This is a genomic window from Micromonospora sp. NPDC005291 (assembly GCF_040607415.1).
Taxonomy (GTDB): domain Bacteria; phylum Actinomycetota; class Actinomycetes; order Mycobacteriales; family Micromonosporaceae; genus Micromonospora.
In genome coordinates this window covers 287,524-305,579 of sequence record NZ_JBEXGR010000002.1, presented here as the reverse complement: position 1 = coordinate 305,579, position 18,056 = coordinate 287,524, and the positions used below count along the sequence as shown (strand labels likewise).

Sequence of the window (18,056 nt, the reverse complement as noted above, 5' to 3'; positions counted from 1 at the left end):
TGTAGCCTCGGCCCTTATGAGCTGGCTGCCTGACGAATTCGTCCACCCCGTCCACGTGCCCGTGCCCGACACCGGGCTTCATCTGCGGCCGATCCGGGAGGCCGACACCGCGCTCGACTACCCCGCCGTGATGGGCTCCCGTGAGCGCTTGTGGGAGATCTTCGGACCGGCCTGGGCGTGGCCCCGGGAGACGATGACCTTCGAAGAGGACCGCATCGACCTGCTGCGGCACGAGAAGGAGATAGCCGCGCACCAGTCGTTCAACTACGCGCTGCTGGACGAGGAGGAGACGGCGATCCTCGGCTGCGTCTACATCGACCCGCCCGAGCGCACCGGCTCCGACGGCGAGGTCTCCTGGTGGGTGGTGGACGACCTTGTCGGCGGCGAGGGGGAGCGCGCGCTCGACGCGTTCGTGCCGCAGTGGATCGCCGCGGACTGGCCCTTCCAGCAGCCCCGTTACCTGGGCCGCGAGATCACCTGGCAGGACTGGCTCGCGCTGCCGCGCGCCTCGTGACACGTCCGAGGCGATGCCTGGATCGCGCCGACCGGTCGCTGCGGGACGACGCGCCGACCCCTGCGAGGCGTACCCAAATAATGGCACTGGCCGGAACCGCCGGAGTCACGCCGCCGGGCGTCGGCCGACCCTGGCGTGGCAGATGCGGTGGGGGCAGGCGGATCGCCGGCCCCCACCGGTCTGTCAGCCCAGGTACTTCTCCCACGGGCCGGTGATGGCCAGGGTGAGGCCGGGGTCCTGCATGTTGACGAAGAGCACCTTGCCGTCGGCGGTGAAGGTCGGCCCGCAGAACTCTGAGTCGTTGAGCTGGTTGCGGGCGATCGCGTACGTCGGGCCGCCCGGGACCGTGCTGAGCACGTGGGAGGCGCCCGAGCCGTCCTCGGCGAGGACGAGGCTTCCCCACGGGGTGACGGTCACGTTGTCCGGGCCGTCGAAGGTGAGATCGTTGTACCTGACCGGTGTCCCCTCCTCCGAGGCGGTCTGGTGCGGGAAGTACGTCACCAGCTGGATGGTCTGGGCCCTGTCGTTGTAGAACCAGACCATGCCGTCGTGCGGAGCCGCGTCCGCCGGCAGGTCACCGTCGTCCCAGGCGTAGGAGTTGACCACGTACACGCCCTCGTCGGTGCCCCACACGCCCTCGAACTTGCGTCCGCGGGTGACCTGGCCATCGGTGAACTGCTCGCGCACGGGCTTGCTCCGCGCGTCGCGGTCCGGCACCTCGATCCACCGTACGGGGAAGGGCCGGCCCAGCTGGGCGGAGGTCAGGTAGGCCACGTCCGGCAGCACCGATCCGTCATCCATGATGATCTGCATCGCGGCGAGCACGCCGGCGTTCGGTGCGAGGCGGGTGAGCACGCCGGGACCCAGCTTGACGCCGCGTGGCGCCGTCCAGCGGTAGAAGAGGCCGTTGGGCTCGTCGGCGTCCTCGGAGAGGTAGATCCTGGTGCGGTCCTTGTCGATCGCCAGCGCCTCGTGGGAGTAGCGGCCCAGGCACTTGATCGGGGTGGGGTCCGCGCCGCCGTCGGCCCGAGCCTCGAAGACGTAGCCGTGATCCTTTTGGAAGACGCCGGACCGGCCGTCCTCCTCCCACTTGTCGCCGGCCCGGTCCTCGGTCTCCTCGCAGGTCAGCCAGGTCCCCCAGGGGGTGGGCCCGCCTGCGCAGTTGGCGACGGTGCCGGAGAGGGCGACGAACTCACCAAGGTTCCGGCCCGCACGGTCAGTGGTGATCACGGTGCAACCGCCGGCGTCGACGGCGCCCGAGTCGTAGACCGTGCCCTTGACGTGCGGTACGCCGAATTCGGCGCCCGGGTCGTTCTCGTGGTTCTGGATCAGGATGTACCGGCCGTGGCCGCCGTCGTAGACAGCCATGCCGTCGTGGTCGGACGGGGTCATGCCCTGGCCGCGGTCGAGGCGGGTGACGCCGGTCCGGGTGACCACGGTGTAGCGGAAGCCCTCGGGCAGGGCCAGGACACCGTGGGGGTCGTCCACGAGCGGCGGGAAGGGCACGTGGCCGGCCTTGACCGGCGGGTGCGGCCGGCTCGGATTGGCCTGAGCCAGGGACGGCAGGCCGCCGGCGACGGCGAGGCCCACGCCAGCGGCGGCGCCGCCAGCGAGGAAGGTACGACGAGAGGAAGGCACGTGGATCAGCTCCTGATCAAGGCAAGCGCGACGACTGACAGCCAACTCCGGCGGGCAGACACCGACACGTCACCTTTGGGAGCGACTCATGACATCGGAGTGAAGAATCAGGGTGACTCACGCATCGGCGAAGCCGAGCTCGTACGAGATCCGGTCCGCAGTCTCCATCAGGAGTGAGAGGTTGCTCTTCAGCTGATCGAGGCTTGCGATGACCTCGATCGCCGTGATCGAGGCGGCCGCGATGACCAGCCCTCGCGAATCCCTGATCGGTGCGGCGATGCACATCACGTAGGCGTCGTGCTCCCCGTTGTCCGCGGCCCAGCCTTGTTCGAGGATGCGAGTGAGTTCGGCTTCGAGGGAGTCGCGGTCGGCGAAGGTGGTGTCGGTGAACCGTTCGAAGACGACGTGGGAGAGAAGACGGTCGCGTTCCTGCGAGGGTAGGTAAGCCAGGATGGTCTTGCCCACGGCGCTCGCGTAGATCGACACCGCGCGCCCTACCCGGGACGGCAGCTTTACCGAGTCGAACGCCTGACTGTCGACCTTGTCGATGTAGATGATCTCATCGCCGGTCAGCTGCGCCAGGTGCACGGTGTGGCCGGTCTCCCGTTGCAGCGCACGTAGGTGTGCGGCGGCGAACTGGCGCAGGTCCATCGAGCCGAGCGCAAGCTCGGACAGCTCGATCACCCCGCTGCCGAGTACATAGGTGCCCGCGCCGGTCCGGCGCACGAAGCGGGCGGCCTCCAGTGTCTGCAGGATCCGCAGAGCTGTGGATTTGTGGACGCCGAGCACCTCCGCTGCGTCCGTGAGCGACAGCGGGTGCTCCGCCGATCGACGGATGAGGTCGATCGCGCGGCGAATGGATTGCGCCAAGGTCCTGTCTCCCTTCGCGCGACGGGGGACCCCGTCGTTGTCGTTGCATCATATGCAATGTAGTACCTGCGATGCGCAACCGTCCCTTGACACCGTTGCACATGACGCTACGATCGTTGCAATTTCATCGAGGTGAATCTCGATGCGATCGAGCAGCACCCGTTCACACCGCATCCGCTCCGGATGTTCCGGGACGCCGTCTACGACATCCGTCCTCGGGACGAGCGGCCCTTCTTCAACCTGGGGAGCGGTTCATGACGGTCCCACAGCCCCGAGGGCTGGCCGTTGCTGCGGACTGGTTCGGGTCTGCCGCTGAGGCGCTGCCGGACGACGACCGCAGCGTCCTCATCGGCCGGGTCTGGGACCCGGCCGCCGACGGCCCCTCACCCGTGATCGTCCGGGACGGCGAGGTCATCGACATCAGCCACCGGTTCGCGACCGTCCGGGACATCTGTGAGCTGCCGGATCCGGCAGCGACGGTGGCCGGGCTCGACGGGCCGCGGTTGGGCGACTTCGGAGAGATCCTGGCCAACACGGGGGCCCCGTCTCCTGACCGCACCCGGCCCTGGTTGCTCGCCCCGGTCGACCTCCAGGCGCTCAAGGCCGCCGGCGTGACCTTCCCGGTCTCGTTGATCGAACGCGTCATCGAGGAACGGGCACGGGGAGACCTGGCGGTGGCGGCGGACATCCGCCACCGCATGTCCGCCGACATCGGCGCCGACCTGGACAGCCTGACGCCGGGCTCGGCGGAGGCGGAGCGGCTCAAGAACCTGCTGGTCGGCGAGGGGATCTGGAGTCAGTACCTGGAGGTGGGGATCGGGCCGGACGCCGAGATCTTCACCAAGGGTCAGATCCTCTCCGCCGTCGGCACCGCCGTTCCGGTCGGCGTGCTCGCCGCGTCGACCTGGAACAACCCGGAACCCGAGGTCACGCTCGTCGTCCAGTCCAGCGGCCGGATCGTCGGCGCCACCCTCGGCAACGACGTGAACCTGCGGGATGTCGAGGGTCGCTCGGCGCTCCTGCTTTCCCTGGCGAAGGACAACAACGCCTCGTGCGCCCTCGGTCCTCTGATCCGGCTCTTCGACGAGCGGTTCGGCCTGGAGGAGGTGCGCGAGCTGGAGGTGCGTCTGGACGTCCGCGGTGTGGACGGCTTCCAACTGGAGGCGGTCTCCGAGATGACCCGGATGTCGCGCGACCCGGCGGCGCTGGTGCGGCAGTTGATCGGCCCACACCACCACTATCCCGACGGCGCCGTCCTGATGCTCGGCACGATGTTCGCGCCCATTCAGGATCGGGGCCGCCCCGGTGAGGGCTTCACCCACAAGGTCGACGACGTGGTACGGATCAGCTGCCCTGCGCTCGGCACCCTGGTCAATCGGGTGCGGCACGCGGAGAGGTGCGAGCCATGGACGTTCGGCGTCCGGGATCTCATGGCAAATCTGGGGAAGAGAGGACTGCTGTGAACGTGGTCAGTACGGTCGATCCGCGCGATGGCCGACGTCGCGCGACGGATCTCACCGAGACGGACGAGTCCCGGCTGGAGGCGATCGCCGGCCAGGCGACCCGGGCCGTGCAGTGGCTGTCCAGGCTGGGGAGACTCGACAGAGCGGAGCTGCTGGAAGCGATCGCCGCGTCCCTGGAGTCGCGTCGCGTGGACCTGGTCGCGACCGCGGAGGCGGAGACCGGGCTGAGCCACCCGCGACTCGACCAGGAACTCACGCGGGCGGCGCTCCAGTTCCGGATGTTCGGCGACGTGCTGCGCGAGGGAGGGTACGTCGAGGCAGCCATCGACCACGCCGGCGAGACACCGCTCGGACCCGGCCCGGACCTGCGGCGGATGCTCGTACCCCTCGGGCCGGTCGCCGTCTTCGGGGCCAGCAACTTCCCGTTCGCCTTCTCGGTCGCCGGGGGCGACACCGCCGCCGCGCTCGCCGCGGGTTGTCCCACCGTCCTGAAGGCCCACCCGTCGCACCCGCTGACATCGCACGCGTCCGCCGAGGCGATCGAGTCGGCCATCCGCGACATGGGCGGACCCGACGGAGTGATCGCCACCGTGTACGGGGAGCAGGCCGGCCGCTCGCTGGTGGGCCACCCCGCGATGCGCGCGGCCGCCCTGACCGGCTCCGTCGGCGCCGCCCGTGCCATCCAGACGGCCATCGACGAACGACCCGATCCCATTCCCTTCTACGCGGAGCTGAGCAGCGTCAACCCGATCGTCGTCCTGCCCGGCGCGGCCGCCGACCGAGGAGACCAGATCGCCGAAGGGCTGTTCGCCTCCTTCACGGGCTCGGGCGGTCAGCTGTGCACCAAGCCCGGTCTGGCGTTCATCCCGTCGGATCCAGCTGGTGAGCACCTGCTCGACACGATGCGGGGGCGGGTCGCGGCATCGGGCGGCACAGTCCTGCTGAACGAGCGCATCCGGGACGCGTACGAGAACGGGGCCAAGGCCCTCGAGCGGGCCGGCGCTCACGTCGCGGCCCGGCCTCAGGTCGATCCTGGCGTGGGCTTCACCGTTACGCCGACGCTCCTGGAGGTCGGTCTGGCGGGCCTGACCGCCGAGATCGCCGACGAGTGTTTCGGCCCGCTCATGGTCGTGGTCCGGTATCGCGACGTCGCCGAACTCGACGCCGTGCTGGCGACCGTCCCGCCGTCGCTGACCGGCTCGCTCCATCGCGGACCGGGTGACGACGCCGGTGTCGTGGGCCGGCTGGTCGACGTGCTCGCCGCTCTCTCGGGTCGCATCGTCTTCGACGGCTATCCCACAGGTGTCCGCGTGTCGTGGGCTCAGCACCACGGTGGGCCCTGGCCCTCGACCAACGCCGTGCACACCTCGGTGGGTGCCACGTCGATCCGGCGATTCCTTCGCCCGCTCGCGTGGCAGAACGCCCCGGAATGGATCCTTCCCGAGGAATTGCGAGACGACTTCACCGCCATTCCACGACGAGTCGACGGGAGGCTGGAATCAGGGGCGGGATAGCCCTGTGGAGCCTCATCATCCTGGGCTCGCTCGTGCCGCCAGCCCAATTCATCACGCGCTCATTGATCACCGCGCGCCGCGCGGCCGGACGGATGACAGAGAGGTGTGCTGATGTCGACGACGAATCGACCGTTGCGCAGTGGGCAGTGGTTCGGGGCGGAAGGCCGCAACGGGTTCATCCATCGGTCCTGGATGCGCAACCAGGGGTTCGCGGACGACGTCTTCGACGGTCGCCCGGTGATCGGCATCGCCACCACCTGGTCGGAGTTGACACCCTGCAACGCCCACCTGCGCGACCTGGCCGAATCGGTGAAGCGGGGCGTATGGGAGAGCGGCGGCCTGCCGCTGGAGTTCCCCGCGATGAGCCTGGGTGAGCCCCTCATGCGACCCACGACCATGCTCTACCGCAACCTGCTGGCGATGGAGCTGGAGGAGTTGGTCAGAGCCAACCCGCTCGACGGGGTCGTCCTGCTCTCCGGCTGTGACAAGACCACTCCCGGTCTGCTGATGGGGGCGGCGAGCGTCGACCTACCGACCCTCATGATGACCGGCGGCCCGATGCTCAACGGCAAGTTCCGCGGCCAGGACATCGGCTCGGGCACCGTCGTCTGGCGCTTCACCGAGGAGATGCGGGCCGGCCGGATGAGCGCGGCCGACTGCGCGGAGGCGGAGGTCGGCATGTCCCGCAGCCGGGGCCACTGCATGACCATGGGGACCGCCTCCACGATGGCCTGCGTGACCGAGGGGCTGGGCGTGCAACTGCCGGGGGCCGCCGCCGTGCCGGCGGTCGACTCGCGGAGGTACGCGCTCGCGCAGGCCGCCGGGCGTCGGATCGTCGCCATGGTCGAAGAGGACCAACGGCTGTCCACGGTGCTCACCCGCCACGCGTTCGAGAACGCCATCCGGGTCAACGCCGCGATCGGCGGTTCCACCAATGCAGTGGTACACCTGCTGGCGATTGCCGGACGTCTCGGCGTCCCCCTGTCACTGGAGGACTTCGACACACTCACCGCCGACGTGCCCATGATTGTCAACCTGATGCCGTCCGGGGCGTACCTCATGGAGGACTTCGCCTACGCGGGCGGGGTTCCGGCGGTGATGAACGAGATCGCCCCGCTGCTGCACCTGGACCACATCACCGTCAGCGGGAAGAGCGTGGCCGACAACATCAACGGTGTCCAGTGCTGGAACCGGCAGGTCATCGGCACCCTGGCGGAGCCATTCCAGCCAGCGGGCTCGGGGACCGTGGTGCTGCGCGGGTCGCTCGCGCCGTCCGGGGCTGTGCTGAAGGTCTCCGCCGCCTCCGCCCACCTGCTCACGCACACCGGGCCGGCGCTCGTCTTCGACCGGATCGAGGACTACGTCGTCGCCGCCGACGACCCGGACCTCGATGTCACCCCTGACACGGTGATCGTGGTACGAAACGCCGGACCGCGCGGCTACCCCGGCTTTCCGGAGGTGGGTAACGTGCCCATGCCACGGCGGCTGCTCGCCGCAGGCATCACGGACATGGTGCGGATCTCCGACGCCCGCATGAGCGGCACCGGGTATGGCACCTGCGTCCTGCACGTGGCCCCGGAGGCGTCCGTCGGCGGCCCTCTCGCGCTGGTGCGCACCGGCGACCTGGTCCGTGTCGACGTTTCGACGCGGCGCCTGGACCTCCTGGTCGACGAGGCGGAACTCGCAGAACGCCGATCCGCCTGGCAGCCACCACCGCTGGCGGCCGACCGGGGATGGGCGCGGCTGTACAGCGAGCACGTCCTGCAGGCCGACAAGGGCGCCGACCTCGACTTCCTCGTCGGTGGCAGCGGCAGCGCCGTCCCCCGTCATTCACACTGACCTTCACGGAACGGACGAGGCCCAACGGTGTGCCGAGTCCTCAACCTCGCTTCCCGTGCGCCCACCAGCCGTGCTGGTTTTCCGTCAGAGGGCCTGCCGTAGAGCGTCGGCCAGTTCGGCCGCCGTTGTCGCGGGGACGCGAGGGTTGTCGACGAGCATCTCGTCGATCACGCCCGCCAGTCGCGGGGGAACGGAGCCGAGGCGCTGCCGCACGGGCACCGGCCGCGTACGCAGGACCACCGCGATCGGGTCGGTCCCGGCGGGAAAGTCGCGGGGGGTCGCGCCCGTCAGCATCCAGTAGAGGCATGCGGTGACCGCCCAGAGATCGACTTCTGGCCGGGCGTACTTGTAGTCGATCAGTTGGGCGCGGGCCTGGAAGGCGATGCTCCCGCCGATGGCGCCGGTCCTGGTGTGCCCGGACAGGCCCGCCTGGTCGAATGCCTTGGCAAGCCCGAAGTCGGCGACCTTGGTGACGGTCTCACCGCGGGGCCCTGCGACGAGGAGGAGGTTCTGTGGCGTGATGTCCCGGTGCACCAGGCCACGGGCGACCTCGGTCCGGCCGTCGGCCAGCATGACCGGAAGCTCCGCCCGATGGGCGTAGGCCAGGCCGGCCAGGGCGTCGAGCGCGATCGGTACGGCCTCGTCGACCGTGAGACGGCCACCCCGCCGGGCGACGAGCTCGGCCACGCTGCCGCCCGGGCAGTATTCGCAGGTGAAGAAGAACGCTGTCCCGGCCGAGCCGCCGCTGTGCAGGGCAACGACATTCGGGTGCCGCAGCCCTTTGGTGCAGGCGAACTCCCGCAGGAAGCCGTCGCGGGCGGCCGGATCCACGGCCCGGTCGGCGAGAAGGGTCTTCAACGCGACGATCCGGCCGGACGGCTCATGTCGGGCCAGGTAGACCACGCTCTGGCCGCCACGGCCGATCTCGTGGAGCACTCGGTGGTCGGTGAAGTCGTCGAGGCCGGGGGAGCCTTCCGCCGCGGCGGCCAGCAGCGCCGGCAGGGCTCGACCCGGATCCGGACCGGTCGGTGCGGCGGCTGTGGGCGTCGGGTTGTCGGGGACGGTGATTCGCAGCGTCGCGCGCCCGATGTGGACCTCGTCGCCGTGCGACAGATCCTGCTCGCCGTCGATCGGGCGACCGTTGACGGAGGTGCCGTTACGGCTGCCGAGGTCCCGCACCCTTATCGCCGGCGGGTTGACGTCGAGCAGGCAGTGGTAGCGGGAGATCCGCCGACGCTCGTCGTCGACGCGGATCCCGCAGCCGGGGGCACGCCCCACCACGACGGTCGTACGGTCGACGAACACGTACGCCTCAGTGGTGGACCCAACCTGAACGGTCACCGTGACGGGTGGGGGAGCCTGCACTGGTCAGTCGACCAGCGCCACGTACAGCGGGCTGCCCAGCAGCACGGTCATGCCGGGTCGGCCGTCGAGCTCTGGGTATGGGCTGGGCCCGGACAGCAGTCGCTTGGCGAGGAACTCGACGTTCTGCACAGGCCCCCGGAGACGGGTGCCGGCCCGGTGCACCGAGGCCAACGCCTGCGCGTCAGCGGCGTCCGCGCCCGTGATGCCGTCGTTCAGCACGCCCGGGTCCAGGTCGGTGTCGTCGCCTTCGACGAGCCCGTCGAGCAGAGCGGGCATCGTGGACGATCCGCCGAACGCGTGCGAGGCCGGGTCCGGCGGAGACGCGCCGATGACGTGAAACGGTGACCCGCCGAGGCCGACGATCGTGTCCTCGGTGCGGCCGCCGAAGTAGACCAGCGCACGTTCGTTCGTGGTCGGGACGATTCCCCACTGCATCGGCAGCAGCCCGCGGAAGAACTGCCCGGGCGCGTCCACGTCTCCGACGTCGGCGTGGTCGTCCAGATAGCGCGTCACCCGTTCCAGCCGGGCTACCTGATCCGCGGCAGGGCTTTCGACGGTGTGCTTCGCGCCGACGAACGTGAGGTTCACGCTGAACTCGGCGGATCGTTTGCGGTGATAACCCGGGTCGATCTGTGACAGCAGCATGTCGACCTTGGCATTGCTGATGTAGAGGTAGTAACGAAAGCTCACTGTCACTCCCTCACCGGCTCGGTCCGCCCACCCGAGATTACCGTCCGCCATCGACCGGTAGTTGTCCCGCACGCTGTCGGGGTGCCAGGCTTCCGCTATGCCGTGGCGTCCCGGGGATCTGATTCTGGACCTGTACGAGGTGCTCGACCAGCCCCTCGAAGGCGGCATGGGCCTGGTCTACCGGGTCCGACACCGCAGCTGGGGCACCGACCTCGCCGTCAAGGTGCCGCGCCCCGAACAACTGGCCTCCGAGGGGAAGCGCGGCCGCTTCGAGACCGAGGCCGGCACCTGGGTCGGGCTCGGACTACACCCCCACGTGGTCAGCTGCGCGTACGTGCGCCGCGTCGACGGGCTTCCCTGCGTGTTCGCCGAATGGATTGCCGGTGGGTCACTGGAGCAGGTCGTACGGGGCGGGCGGCTGCACGGAGATCCGGACGACCTCGGCGGCGGTTTCCTCGCCCGTGCGCTCGACCTCGCCGTGCAGTCCGCGTGGGGCATCGATCACGCCCATCAGCAGGGCCTCGTTCATCAGGACATCAAACCCGCGAACATCATGGTGGACCTCGACGGTGACTGGACCGCGAAGGTCACCGACTTCGGGTTGGCAGGTGCCCGGGCCGCGGCCGACGAGAGCGCCAACACGGTGGCGCAGGGCAGTCTGGGGGCCAGTTTCGGTGGAATGACCCCGGCCTACTGCTCGCCCGAGCAGGCCGAGGCCGCCGCTGGCGGGCAGGTCACGCTCACCCGGGCCACGGACGTGTGGTCGTGGGCTCTCTGCGTACTCGAAATGTTCGCCGGTCGCCGCCCCTGCCGCTACGGCCAGACGGCGCGGGAGGCTTTCGCCGACTTCCTCGCAGCGGGGGAGACCTGGCCGGGCGCACAGCCGATGCCGCCGGGGCTCGCCGACCTGCTGTGGCGGTGCTTCGACGTCAACCCGGCGACGCGTCCGCACAGCCTCACCGAACTGGCCACGGCAGTCGCCGAGACCTACGCCGACAGTGTGGGCGCACCGTACCCCCGAGTGCCGCCACAGGCGGCGAGCCTGCTCGCCGGCAGCCTCTCCAACCAGGCGCTCTCCCTCCTCGACCTCGCCCGCACGGAGGAATCGGAACGGCTGTGGCGCAACGCCATCGACATCGACCCGCACCACCCCTCCGCCGTCTACAACTGGGCGGTGTACCGGTGGCGACGCGGGACGATCACCGACGAACAGGTCCTGGCGGAGTTGCGAACCGCGCAGGTGATCGCGGGGGAGCGCTGGCAGGCCGATCACCTGTTGGGGTTCGTGCACGCCGAACGGGGCGATGACGATGCCGCCCGCGAGCTGTTGGCCCCCGCTCCTGCGAGCCCCGACGTGGATGCCGCGGCCAGCGTTCTGGCGCACCGCCGGACGGTACCGGAACCCGAGCGCCTGCCCGGCCACCGTGGTGCGGTGACCGCCGTCGCCGTCGACGAGAACGGTCGGGTGGCGATCACCGGTAGCGAGGACGGGTGCATCCGGATCTGGACCCTGAACGAAGGCCGCTGCGAACGCGAACTGACGGCGGATGACACCACGGCGGCAGCTGTCACGGCCCTCGCGATCGCCCGGGACGGTCGAACCGCGCTCGTCGCACGGCCCGAGGGCCGGGTCGAGCTGTGGGATCTGAGGCAGGCCGTCCTCGTACGGGCACTGGACAGCCAGCGGTCGACCGTGACCGCGCTCGCGCTGACCAGCTCGGGTGCCGCCGCGATCGGGTACGACAACGGACGGATCGAGGTGTGGGACACGAAACGCGGGCGCGTGCGGCGCAAGCTCGACCACCCGCCGCACACGTACCAGAAGGTCGATCCGGGAACGCGCCGCGTACTGCCGAAGATTCATGAAAGCCCCGCACCCGTCACGGTGCTGGGCTTGAGCGAGGACGGCGCGATCGCGGTGTCGGCCGCGCCCGAGGACGGCAGCGTGGTGGTCTGGGACGTCCGGGCCGGCCGCCGAATGCACTGGCTCCTCAAGTCCGCGGACATGCGGATGACCGGCATCGACCAGGTGGCGTTGAGCGCGTCCGGCACGTACGCCCTCCTGATCGGTCACCAGACACGCGTGACGCACCTCTGGGAGACCGCGCCCAATCGGCTGCGGGAGCCGGTGCCGAACAACCTGAACCGCTACTCCACGATCGTGCTCAGTGGCGACGGCGGCAGGGCCGTCTCCATCGGGTCCGGTGGCCTCGACAAACCGGTACGGATCTGGGAGACGAGTTCCGGCCGGTGCCTGCGGACAATCGTCGCCCGCTCCGACGGGCTGCCGCCGGAGTTGTCCGGCCTCTTCTCGCTCACCTGCGTGGCGATCAGCGCGGACGGCAGCGCGGCCGTCGTCGGTGACGAGTACGGCGGCCTGCACCTCTACCGGCTGCCGCGACCTGAATTCCGGGCGCCGTGGAGCTACGAGCGGCCACTGGCGGTCAGAACGCTGCTGTCGACCGAGGCGCAGGTGCGGGAACGGATCGGGCGCGCGGCGGAACTCGCCGAGCGGGGCATGACGGCCAGGGCCGCCGAGGAACTGCGTACCGCCCGCGACGTCGTCGGGTTCGAGCGCCATCCGGAGCTGCGTGAGCTGTGGGAGCGACTGGGCCGGACGGCGGGGGAGCGGACCGACCTGCTGGGCATCTGGCAACGGTACGAACTGCGCGGCGGCACGTTCACCTTCGTGCCAGGGCTGAGCCCGGCGCTGAGCGTCGACGGCGAGCTGGCGGTGACGGGTGGCGCCGACGGCCGGGTGCGGGCGTGGGAGTTGCAGACCGGGCAGCAGCTGCACACGTTCCCGGAGCAAGTGGGCAAGCCGCACACCATCGAGCTCTCCGTGGACGCCCACCTCGCAATCACCGCCGACTGGGGTGGCCCCGCGCACCTGTGGGACCTGGAGGCGGGAACGAGGCGGGCGGTGCTGCACGGCGATCACGGTGCGGTCAGGGCGGTCGCCATGGATGGCGCGGGCCAGTACGCGATCGTCGGCGACGCCGACGGGGCACTGTGCCTGTGGCGTCTACGGCCGACCCACCTGGTCCGGACGATGGTGGCGCATCAGGGACCGGTCGGATCGGTACGCCTCAGCGACGACGGTCGCTACGCCGTTTCCGCCGGCGTCGAGGACCGGACGTGCCGCCTCTGGCGAACGGGCACCGGCAGCCCGCTGCTCACCATCCCCACCGGATTCGGGACGGTGCCGCTGCGGTTCACCCCGGACAGCCGGCGGCTACTGGTCAACACGACGGGACAGCTGACCGCCTGGGACGTGCTCACCGGCCGGCAGTTGTACGCGAAGGATAGCTGGGGCGACGCCATGGCCCTGAGCAGGGACGGCCGCGTCGGGCTCGTCTCCGCGTACAGCGAGGCGCACGGGCGGGTGACGTCGGTGTGGGAGGTGGCGACGGGCCGGGTGCTGTGCGACCTCACGTCCGACACCGACGTGTTCGACGTGAGCCCGGACGGGCGTTACGTGGTGACGGCCGACCGGGACCGGGCGTTGCGCATCTGGGACGTACGGACGGGACGCTGCGTACACACGTGCGAGGGTCACCCGGAGCCGGTCTCGTCGGTGGTCTTCACCGCAGACGGCCGCAACCTGGTGTCGGTGGACAGCCGACCGGCGATCCGGCTGTGGGAGCTGGATTGGGACTACGACTTCACGGTGTCACGAGCTGACCCGTAGGCGTGCCGATCCGATCCGAGTGGTGAGCCCGCCGCGCCCCCAAGGTTCCAACGGATGATCGGTGTACGCCGCCGCGCGCAGCGCCTCGTCGTGGACGGCACGCTGCTTCCGGGAGAGCCGACTCCGGTCGACCGTGATGTCGGCCAGGACCGGCGAGATGAGATGCCGGAACTCCTCCGGCACCTGCGCGACGTTCCGCTCGTAATCCGGATCGTCCGGATAGCTCAGCGTCAGCGTGATCGGCGGCTCACCCCGCAGCCGCCCGCCCAGGGCGCACAGGGACTTGGCAACGTATTCCAGTGCGATGTTGACATCGCCGGCCAGCCCGATGTTGTTCGACTCCGGCTGATACCCGGGTGGGGCGTCCTCCGGCACCACGTAACGTACGACCACCCGCCTGGCGGGCAGCTCCACCAGCAGGCGAGGCCACGGCCCGCCGCCCTCGATGGTCACATTCACCGGCTCGGGTGTGACGGAGAACCGCAGGCCGATCCAGTCGACCATTGCCATGGCCTCTGGCGGCAGGTCGTCCTGGCTGTACGGGCCTCGGCTGCGCGTCCGCAGCGCCTCAGCGCGCATGACGGCCAGGACGCGCGCTCCGTCGCCGTCGATCTCAAGCGCCAGCGGATGTATCGCCAGGTCTCTCATGACGCGGACAGCTGCGCCGATCAGCGCCGACGGTTCCGAAACGGTGGTCATCATCCACCCTCCGCTCTGCGCGGGACTGGCCTCATCTCGTGACAATGCCACTCCCCCACAGTGGATGCCGTGCGGCCGACCTCGATCTCCGTAGGGGCCGGCGCGGATCAGCAGGCGGCGAGCAGCGTACGGAGCAGGCCGGCCAGTTGCTTGCGCTGCGCGGCCGGAAGCTGGTTCAGTGCCGCTGCCTGCTCGGCGAGCCCGGCGGTGAGCGCCTCGTCCACTACCTGCTGGCCCTTGGCGGTCAACTGGGCCCGCAGCGCGCGCCGATCCGTCGGGTCGGGAATGCGCTGCACCAACTCGGCCCGTTCCAGCTTGTCGAGTCGGCCGGTCATGCCGCCGGTGGTGAGCATGAGGGTCGCCGACAACTGGCTCGGCGACAGCGTGAACGGCTCGCCGGACCGGCGCAGAGTGGCGAGCACGTCGAACTCACCGCGTCCGATGCCGAACGGCGCGTACGCGCGCTCGACCCGGTCGCCCATCAGCCGGGAGATCCGGTAGATCCGGCCGAAGACCTCCATCGGGAGGGTCTCCAGGTCGGGCCGCTCGACCGCCCACTGGCCCACGATCACGTCCACACCGTCGCCGGTCGCTTTCACTCTCGCTCCTGCCGCATGACCTGATTGTGGCACGTCATGAGTTACTTAATGCTAAGCATCTTAGGGCTAAGCTCCCGTTGAGCTGGGTCGGTGATGGTCGTACGGCCGAGTTTGAGTCAGCGCGCGGATCGCTCGGTCTAGACCACGCCGGACAGGTACTCCCGACGCCGCTGCGGTTCGAACTTCTCGATCGCGTACCGCAGCATGACCCGTGGCATGACCCGGTAGCGGCCAGCCAGGAACTCCTCCTCCGCCGCTCTGTCACGGTTGCCCACCTCGCGCAGCATCCAGCCCACCGCCTTCCGAACAAGGTCGTGCGGGTCGCGCAGCAGCCGCTCACCGAGTCGGAAGGTCCACTGGAAGTCGCCGGCCTTGATGAAGGCGAATGTCGCCATGATGGCAATGCGCCGGTCCCACACCAGGCTCGACCCGGCCAACCGATCCAGAACGCTCCGGTCCTTGTCCATCAGCCAGGGGCCGACGATGTACGGCGCGGACGAGTCCACCAGGTCCCAGTTGTTGATGCGACCGGTGTTGGCCAGGATGGTGCTGAAGATCTGGCCCCGTTCGTCCTCGTCTCCCGTGGTGAACTTTCGCACCAGGATGAACAACGACGTCAGTCTCTCCTCGTGCACGCCACTGCTGAGCAGCTTCGTTGTCTCGGCCAGAGAAAGGTCGCGCCAGTACCGGGCGGCCACCCTGCGCTGTTCCGGCACGGAGACACCGATGGCCCGGTCGCCCTCGCCGTAACCGCCGGGAGTCATCTGCAGAAACCGACTCGATGCCTCGGCTCGACGCGGGTCGGCAAGGCTGGCGAGTTCGTGACGAACATCGGCGATAGTGGCCATGACTGTCCAAGCTACCGCGACCCCCGGTGCCTACGGTGCTGTTGTTCCACAGCGAGCCGGCCAATTTCACGTCAGCTCGGCATGGCTGAAGGCACCATTGGCCGCCGACGGCCCCTGGCCCAGGTGACCAGTACCGCGGCTGCCACCGCGGCAACCCACACCGTCAGGCGTACCGGCTGAGCCATGAGGCTTTCCGCCGGCGGAGGCAGGACCACCATCTGCAGTGCGGCACCGGCAGGTACCAGCAGGGCGGCGACTACCCCGGCGGGGCCGGAGCGCCAGATCAACGTGCCGGCTACCCCGAGCACAGGGCCGAGGACCACGCTGCTGATCAGCCAGTACCGGGTTGCCATGCCCCACCATGCGCCGCCGTCGAAGATCACGTCCATGCCGTAGTACACGGTGGTGGCGAACACCAACGCGAGCGCACCGGCGGCCGCCCCGCGTACCATTCCCGCAGCCGGTCCCATGCGCCGGCTCACCAGCCAACCCGCCAGGACAGCCACCGCGGCCCACGCCCATCCGGCGTCGAGGACGAGGCTGGCGAATTCTGCGACCTGTGACCAGGCACTCCGATCGGCCCGCGCGGTGCCGACCTCGCCAAGCCAGATCGGCACATGGTTCACGGCCGAGTCGACGGCACCCAGGGCGGTCCCCACGATCGGTCCAATTGTCACCCACCGAACACGATCCTGCTTCCGCACCATGGCGATCATTGTGCTCGACCCGTACGTGAGCGAGTGGGCCGAAGACCTGAGCACGGCCACGGAGAGCAGCACCAATGTGCCTTCTGGGTCAGAGGGTGGTTTCGCCGGTGAGGCCGAAGAAGTCGTGCCACTTCGCGCCGCCGAGGAAGCTGGTGCCGGTGGAGAGGCCGACGTGGACGTCGTTGGTGCTGCCCTTGGTGAAGACGATGATGTCGTCCTTGCCGTCGCCGTTGGCGTCGGCGAGGTAGGGGAATTCGCCGGGTAGGCAGAAGAAGTCGTTCCACTTGACGGTGGTGCCGACGAAGCTGGTGCCGGTGGAGGTGGCGGCGTAGACGTCGGCGTCGGCGTTGCAGGTGAACGTCACGATGTCGTCGCGGCCGTCGCCGTTGATGTCGCCGACGCGTGGTTGTTCGGTGCCGACGGCGAACAGGTCGTGCCATGTCTGCGCCGCCCCGAACGAGGCTCCCGTGGACAGGGCGACGATGACGTCCGACGCCGCGACCGGGCCCTGGGTGAAAGTGATGATGTCGTCGCGGCCGTCGCCGTTGACGTCGCCCAGGGCCGGGTACTCACCGGCGATCGAGAAGTACTCGTGCCACTTCAGCGCCGTTCCGGCGAACGACGAACCGCCGGACAGCGCGACGTACACGTCTCCGGCGCCGTCATGGGTGAACGCGATGATGTCGTCGCGGCCGTCGCCGTTGACGTCCCCCACCGCGGCGACCTCGGCGTTCGGCGCGAACCAGTCGTGCCACTTCGTGGCGGCCGCGAACGATGACCCGTTCGACAGAGCCACGTACACGTCGGCGAGCGCGCCGTGGGTGAACGCCACGATGTCGTCGCGCCCGTCGCCGTTGAAGTCTCCCGACAGCAACGTCTCGTCGTTCAGCCCGAAGAAGTCGTTCCACTTCACCGACGTTCCGGCGAACGAAGAGCCGGTGGACGCCGACACGTACACGTCATTGAGCGATCCACGGGTGAACGCGACGATGTCGTCGCGGCCGTCGCCGGTGAAGTCCGTCGGCGAGCCGGCCAGGTACCGGCCGCCGGACGACCCGCCGCAGTTGTCACTGACCAGATACTTCTGGTTGTACTGGGCCGGGTAGGGAGCGAGCGAGACGCCGTTGATGACGATCGTCTGTCCGACGCCGTTGTAGAGCTGCTCGTAATGGACGTGCGGCCCGGAGGAGTTGCCCGTGCTGCCGGTGATGCCGATCTGCTGGCCCTGCTGCACGTATGCGCCGTCGGCGACCGAGTAGGCGCTGAGATGGAAGTAGTAGGTCGTCCAGCCCCCACCATGGTCGATGACGATGTAGTTGCCGGCTCCGCTGGGCTGGGAGTACTGCCGGGCCACACCCGCCGCGGAGGCGACCTGGGGGGTGCCTCCGGTGGCACCGCCGTCGACGCGCACGAAGTCCAACGCCTGCCGCACCTCGGCGCTGTGGTGGTCGTAGGTCCACCGTTGCCCGCACGGGAACGGCGCTTTGAAGTTCGGTGCGGCGAACGCCGGCGAGGGTGGTACCGCCACGGCGGTCAGGACCGCCGCGGCCAGGGTGAGCAGCGCGACCAGAGCGCGGTGTACGGGGGTACGCGACGGCCGGGACATGGCGAGGCTCCTG

General features: G+C 69.5%; 14 protein-coding genes. 5 read left to right on the top strand and 9 right to left on the bottom strand.

Annotated features, from left to right (window positions below; all coding sequences use genetic code 11):
- The first annotated feature begins 16 nt into the window (after window positions 1-16).
- On the top strand, window positions 17-514 hold the full coding sequence (locus ABZT18_RS03595; protein WP_354992211.1) for an N-acetyltransferase: 498 nt from the start codon (window positions 17-19) through the stop codon (window positions 512-514).
- A 183-nt stretch (window positions 515-697) separates the two neighbouring features.
- Here ABZT18_RS03595 and ABZT18_RS03590 read toward each other — a convergent pair whose 3' ends face one another.
- Entirely contained in the window at window positions 698-2,152 is a 1,455-nt protein-coding gene (locus tag ABZT18_RS03590) for an alkaline phosphatase PhoX (RefSeq protein WP_354992210.1), read from the bottom strand.
- A gap of 117 nt (window positions 2,153-2,269) precedes the next feature.
- Window positions 2,270-3,022 carry an IclR family transcriptional regulator gene (locus tag ABZT18_RS03585; RefSeq protein ID WP_354992209.1) on the bottom strand — a complete coding sequence of 251 codons (753 nt, stop codon included), beginning with the start codon at window positions 3,020-3,022 and terminating at the stop codon, window positions 2,270-2,272.
- Between the two features lie 254 nt (window positions 3,023-3,276).
- On the opposite strand from ABZT18_RS03585, the gene ABZT18_RS03580 reads away from it, so the two are divergent.
- From ABZT18_RS03580 to ABZT18_RS03570, 3 genes are all read left to right on the top strand, one after another.
- On the top strand, window positions 3,277-4,485 hold the full coding sequence (locus ABZT18_RS03580; RefSeq protein ID WP_354992208.1) for a fumarylacetoacetate hydrolase family protein: 1,209 nt from the start codon (window positions 3,277-3,279) through the stop codon (window positions 4,483-4,485).
- Entirely contained in the window at window positions 4,482-5,999 is a 1,518-nt protein-coding gene (locus tag ABZT18_RS03575) for an aldehyde dehydrogenase (NADP(+)) (protein ID WP_354992207.1), read from the top strand. The genes ABZT18_RS03580 and ABZT18_RS03575 overlap by 4 nt, the downstream gene beginning before the upstream one ends.
- 111 nt (window positions 6,000-6,110) lie before the next feature.
- On the top strand, window positions 6,111-7,838 hold the full coding sequence (locus ABZT18_RS03570; protein WP_354992206.1) for an IlvD/Edd family dehydratase: 1,728 nt from the start codon (window positions 6,111-6,113) through the stop codon (window positions 7,836-7,838).
- 84 nt (window positions 7,839-7,922) lie between these two features.
- Here ABZT18_RS03570 and ABZT18_RS03565 read toward each other — a convergent pair whose 3' ends face one another.
- Window positions 7,923-9,179, bottom strand: coding sequence for an FHA domain-containing serine/threonine-protein kinase (locus ABZT18_RS03565; RefSeq protein WP_354992205.1), 1,257 nt, complete (start codon window positions 9,177-9,179; stop codon window positions 7,923-7,925).
- Between the two features lie 27 nt (window positions 9,180-9,206).
- A complete protein-coding gene (locus tag ABZT18_RS03560) occupies window positions 9,207-9,893 on the bottom strand; it encodes an SAVMC3_10250 family protein (protein ID WP_354992204.1) in 687 nt (228 codons plus the stop codon).
- 97 nt (window positions 9,894-9,990) lie between these two features.
- Between ABZT18_RS03560 and ABZT18_RS03555 the strand changes: the two genes are divergently transcribed.
- Window positions 9,991-13,584: a protein kinase gene (locus ABZT18_RS03555; RefSeq protein ID WP_354992203.1), complete on the top strand. Its 3,594-nt coding sequence runs from the start codon at window positions 9,991-9,993 to the stop codon at window positions 13,582-13,584.
- On the opposite strand, the gene ABZT18_RS03550 is transcribed toward ABZT18_RS03555, so the two are convergent.
- From ABZT18_RS03550 to ABZT18_RS03530, 5 genes are all read right to left on the bottom strand, one after another.
- Entirely contained in the window at window positions 13,567-14,283 is a 717-nt protein-coding gene (locus tag ABZT18_RS03550) for a hypothetical protein (protein ID WP_354992202.1), read from the bottom strand. The genes ABZT18_RS03555 and ABZT18_RS03550 overlap by 18 nt on opposite strands.
- Window positions 14,284-14,390: 107 nt before the next feature.
- Window positions 14,391-14,882 carry a MarR family transcriptional regulator gene (locus ABZT18_RS03545; RefSeq protein WP_354992201.1) on the bottom strand — a complete coding sequence of 164 codons (492 nt, stop codon included), beginning with the start codon at window positions 14,880-14,882 and terminating at the stop codon, window positions 14,391-14,393.
- A 137-nt stretch (window positions 14,883-15,019) separates the two neighbouring features.
- Window positions 15,020-15,730, bottom strand: coding sequence for a DNA alkylation repair protein (locus ABZT18_RS03540; RefSeq protein WP_354992200.1), 711 nt, complete (start codon window positions 15,728-15,730; stop codon window positions 15,020-15,022).
- Between the two features lie 71 nt (window positions 15,731-15,801).
- Window positions 15,802-16,389, bottom strand: a complete 588-nt coding sequence (locus tag ABZT18_RS03535) for a DUF6518 family protein (protein WP_354992199.1) — start codon at window positions 16,387-16,389, stop codon at window positions 15,802-15,804.
- Between the two features lie 136 nt (window positions 16,390-16,525).
- The gene (locus ABZT18_RS03530) at window positions 16,526-18,043 is read right to left on the bottom strand and encodes a VCBS repeat domain-containing M23 family metallopeptidase (protein ID WP_354992198.1); all 1,518 of its coding nucleotides are present in this window, start codon (window positions 18,041-18,043) and stop codon (window positions 16,526-16,528) included.
- Window positions 18,044-18,056 lie beyond the last annotated feature (13 nt).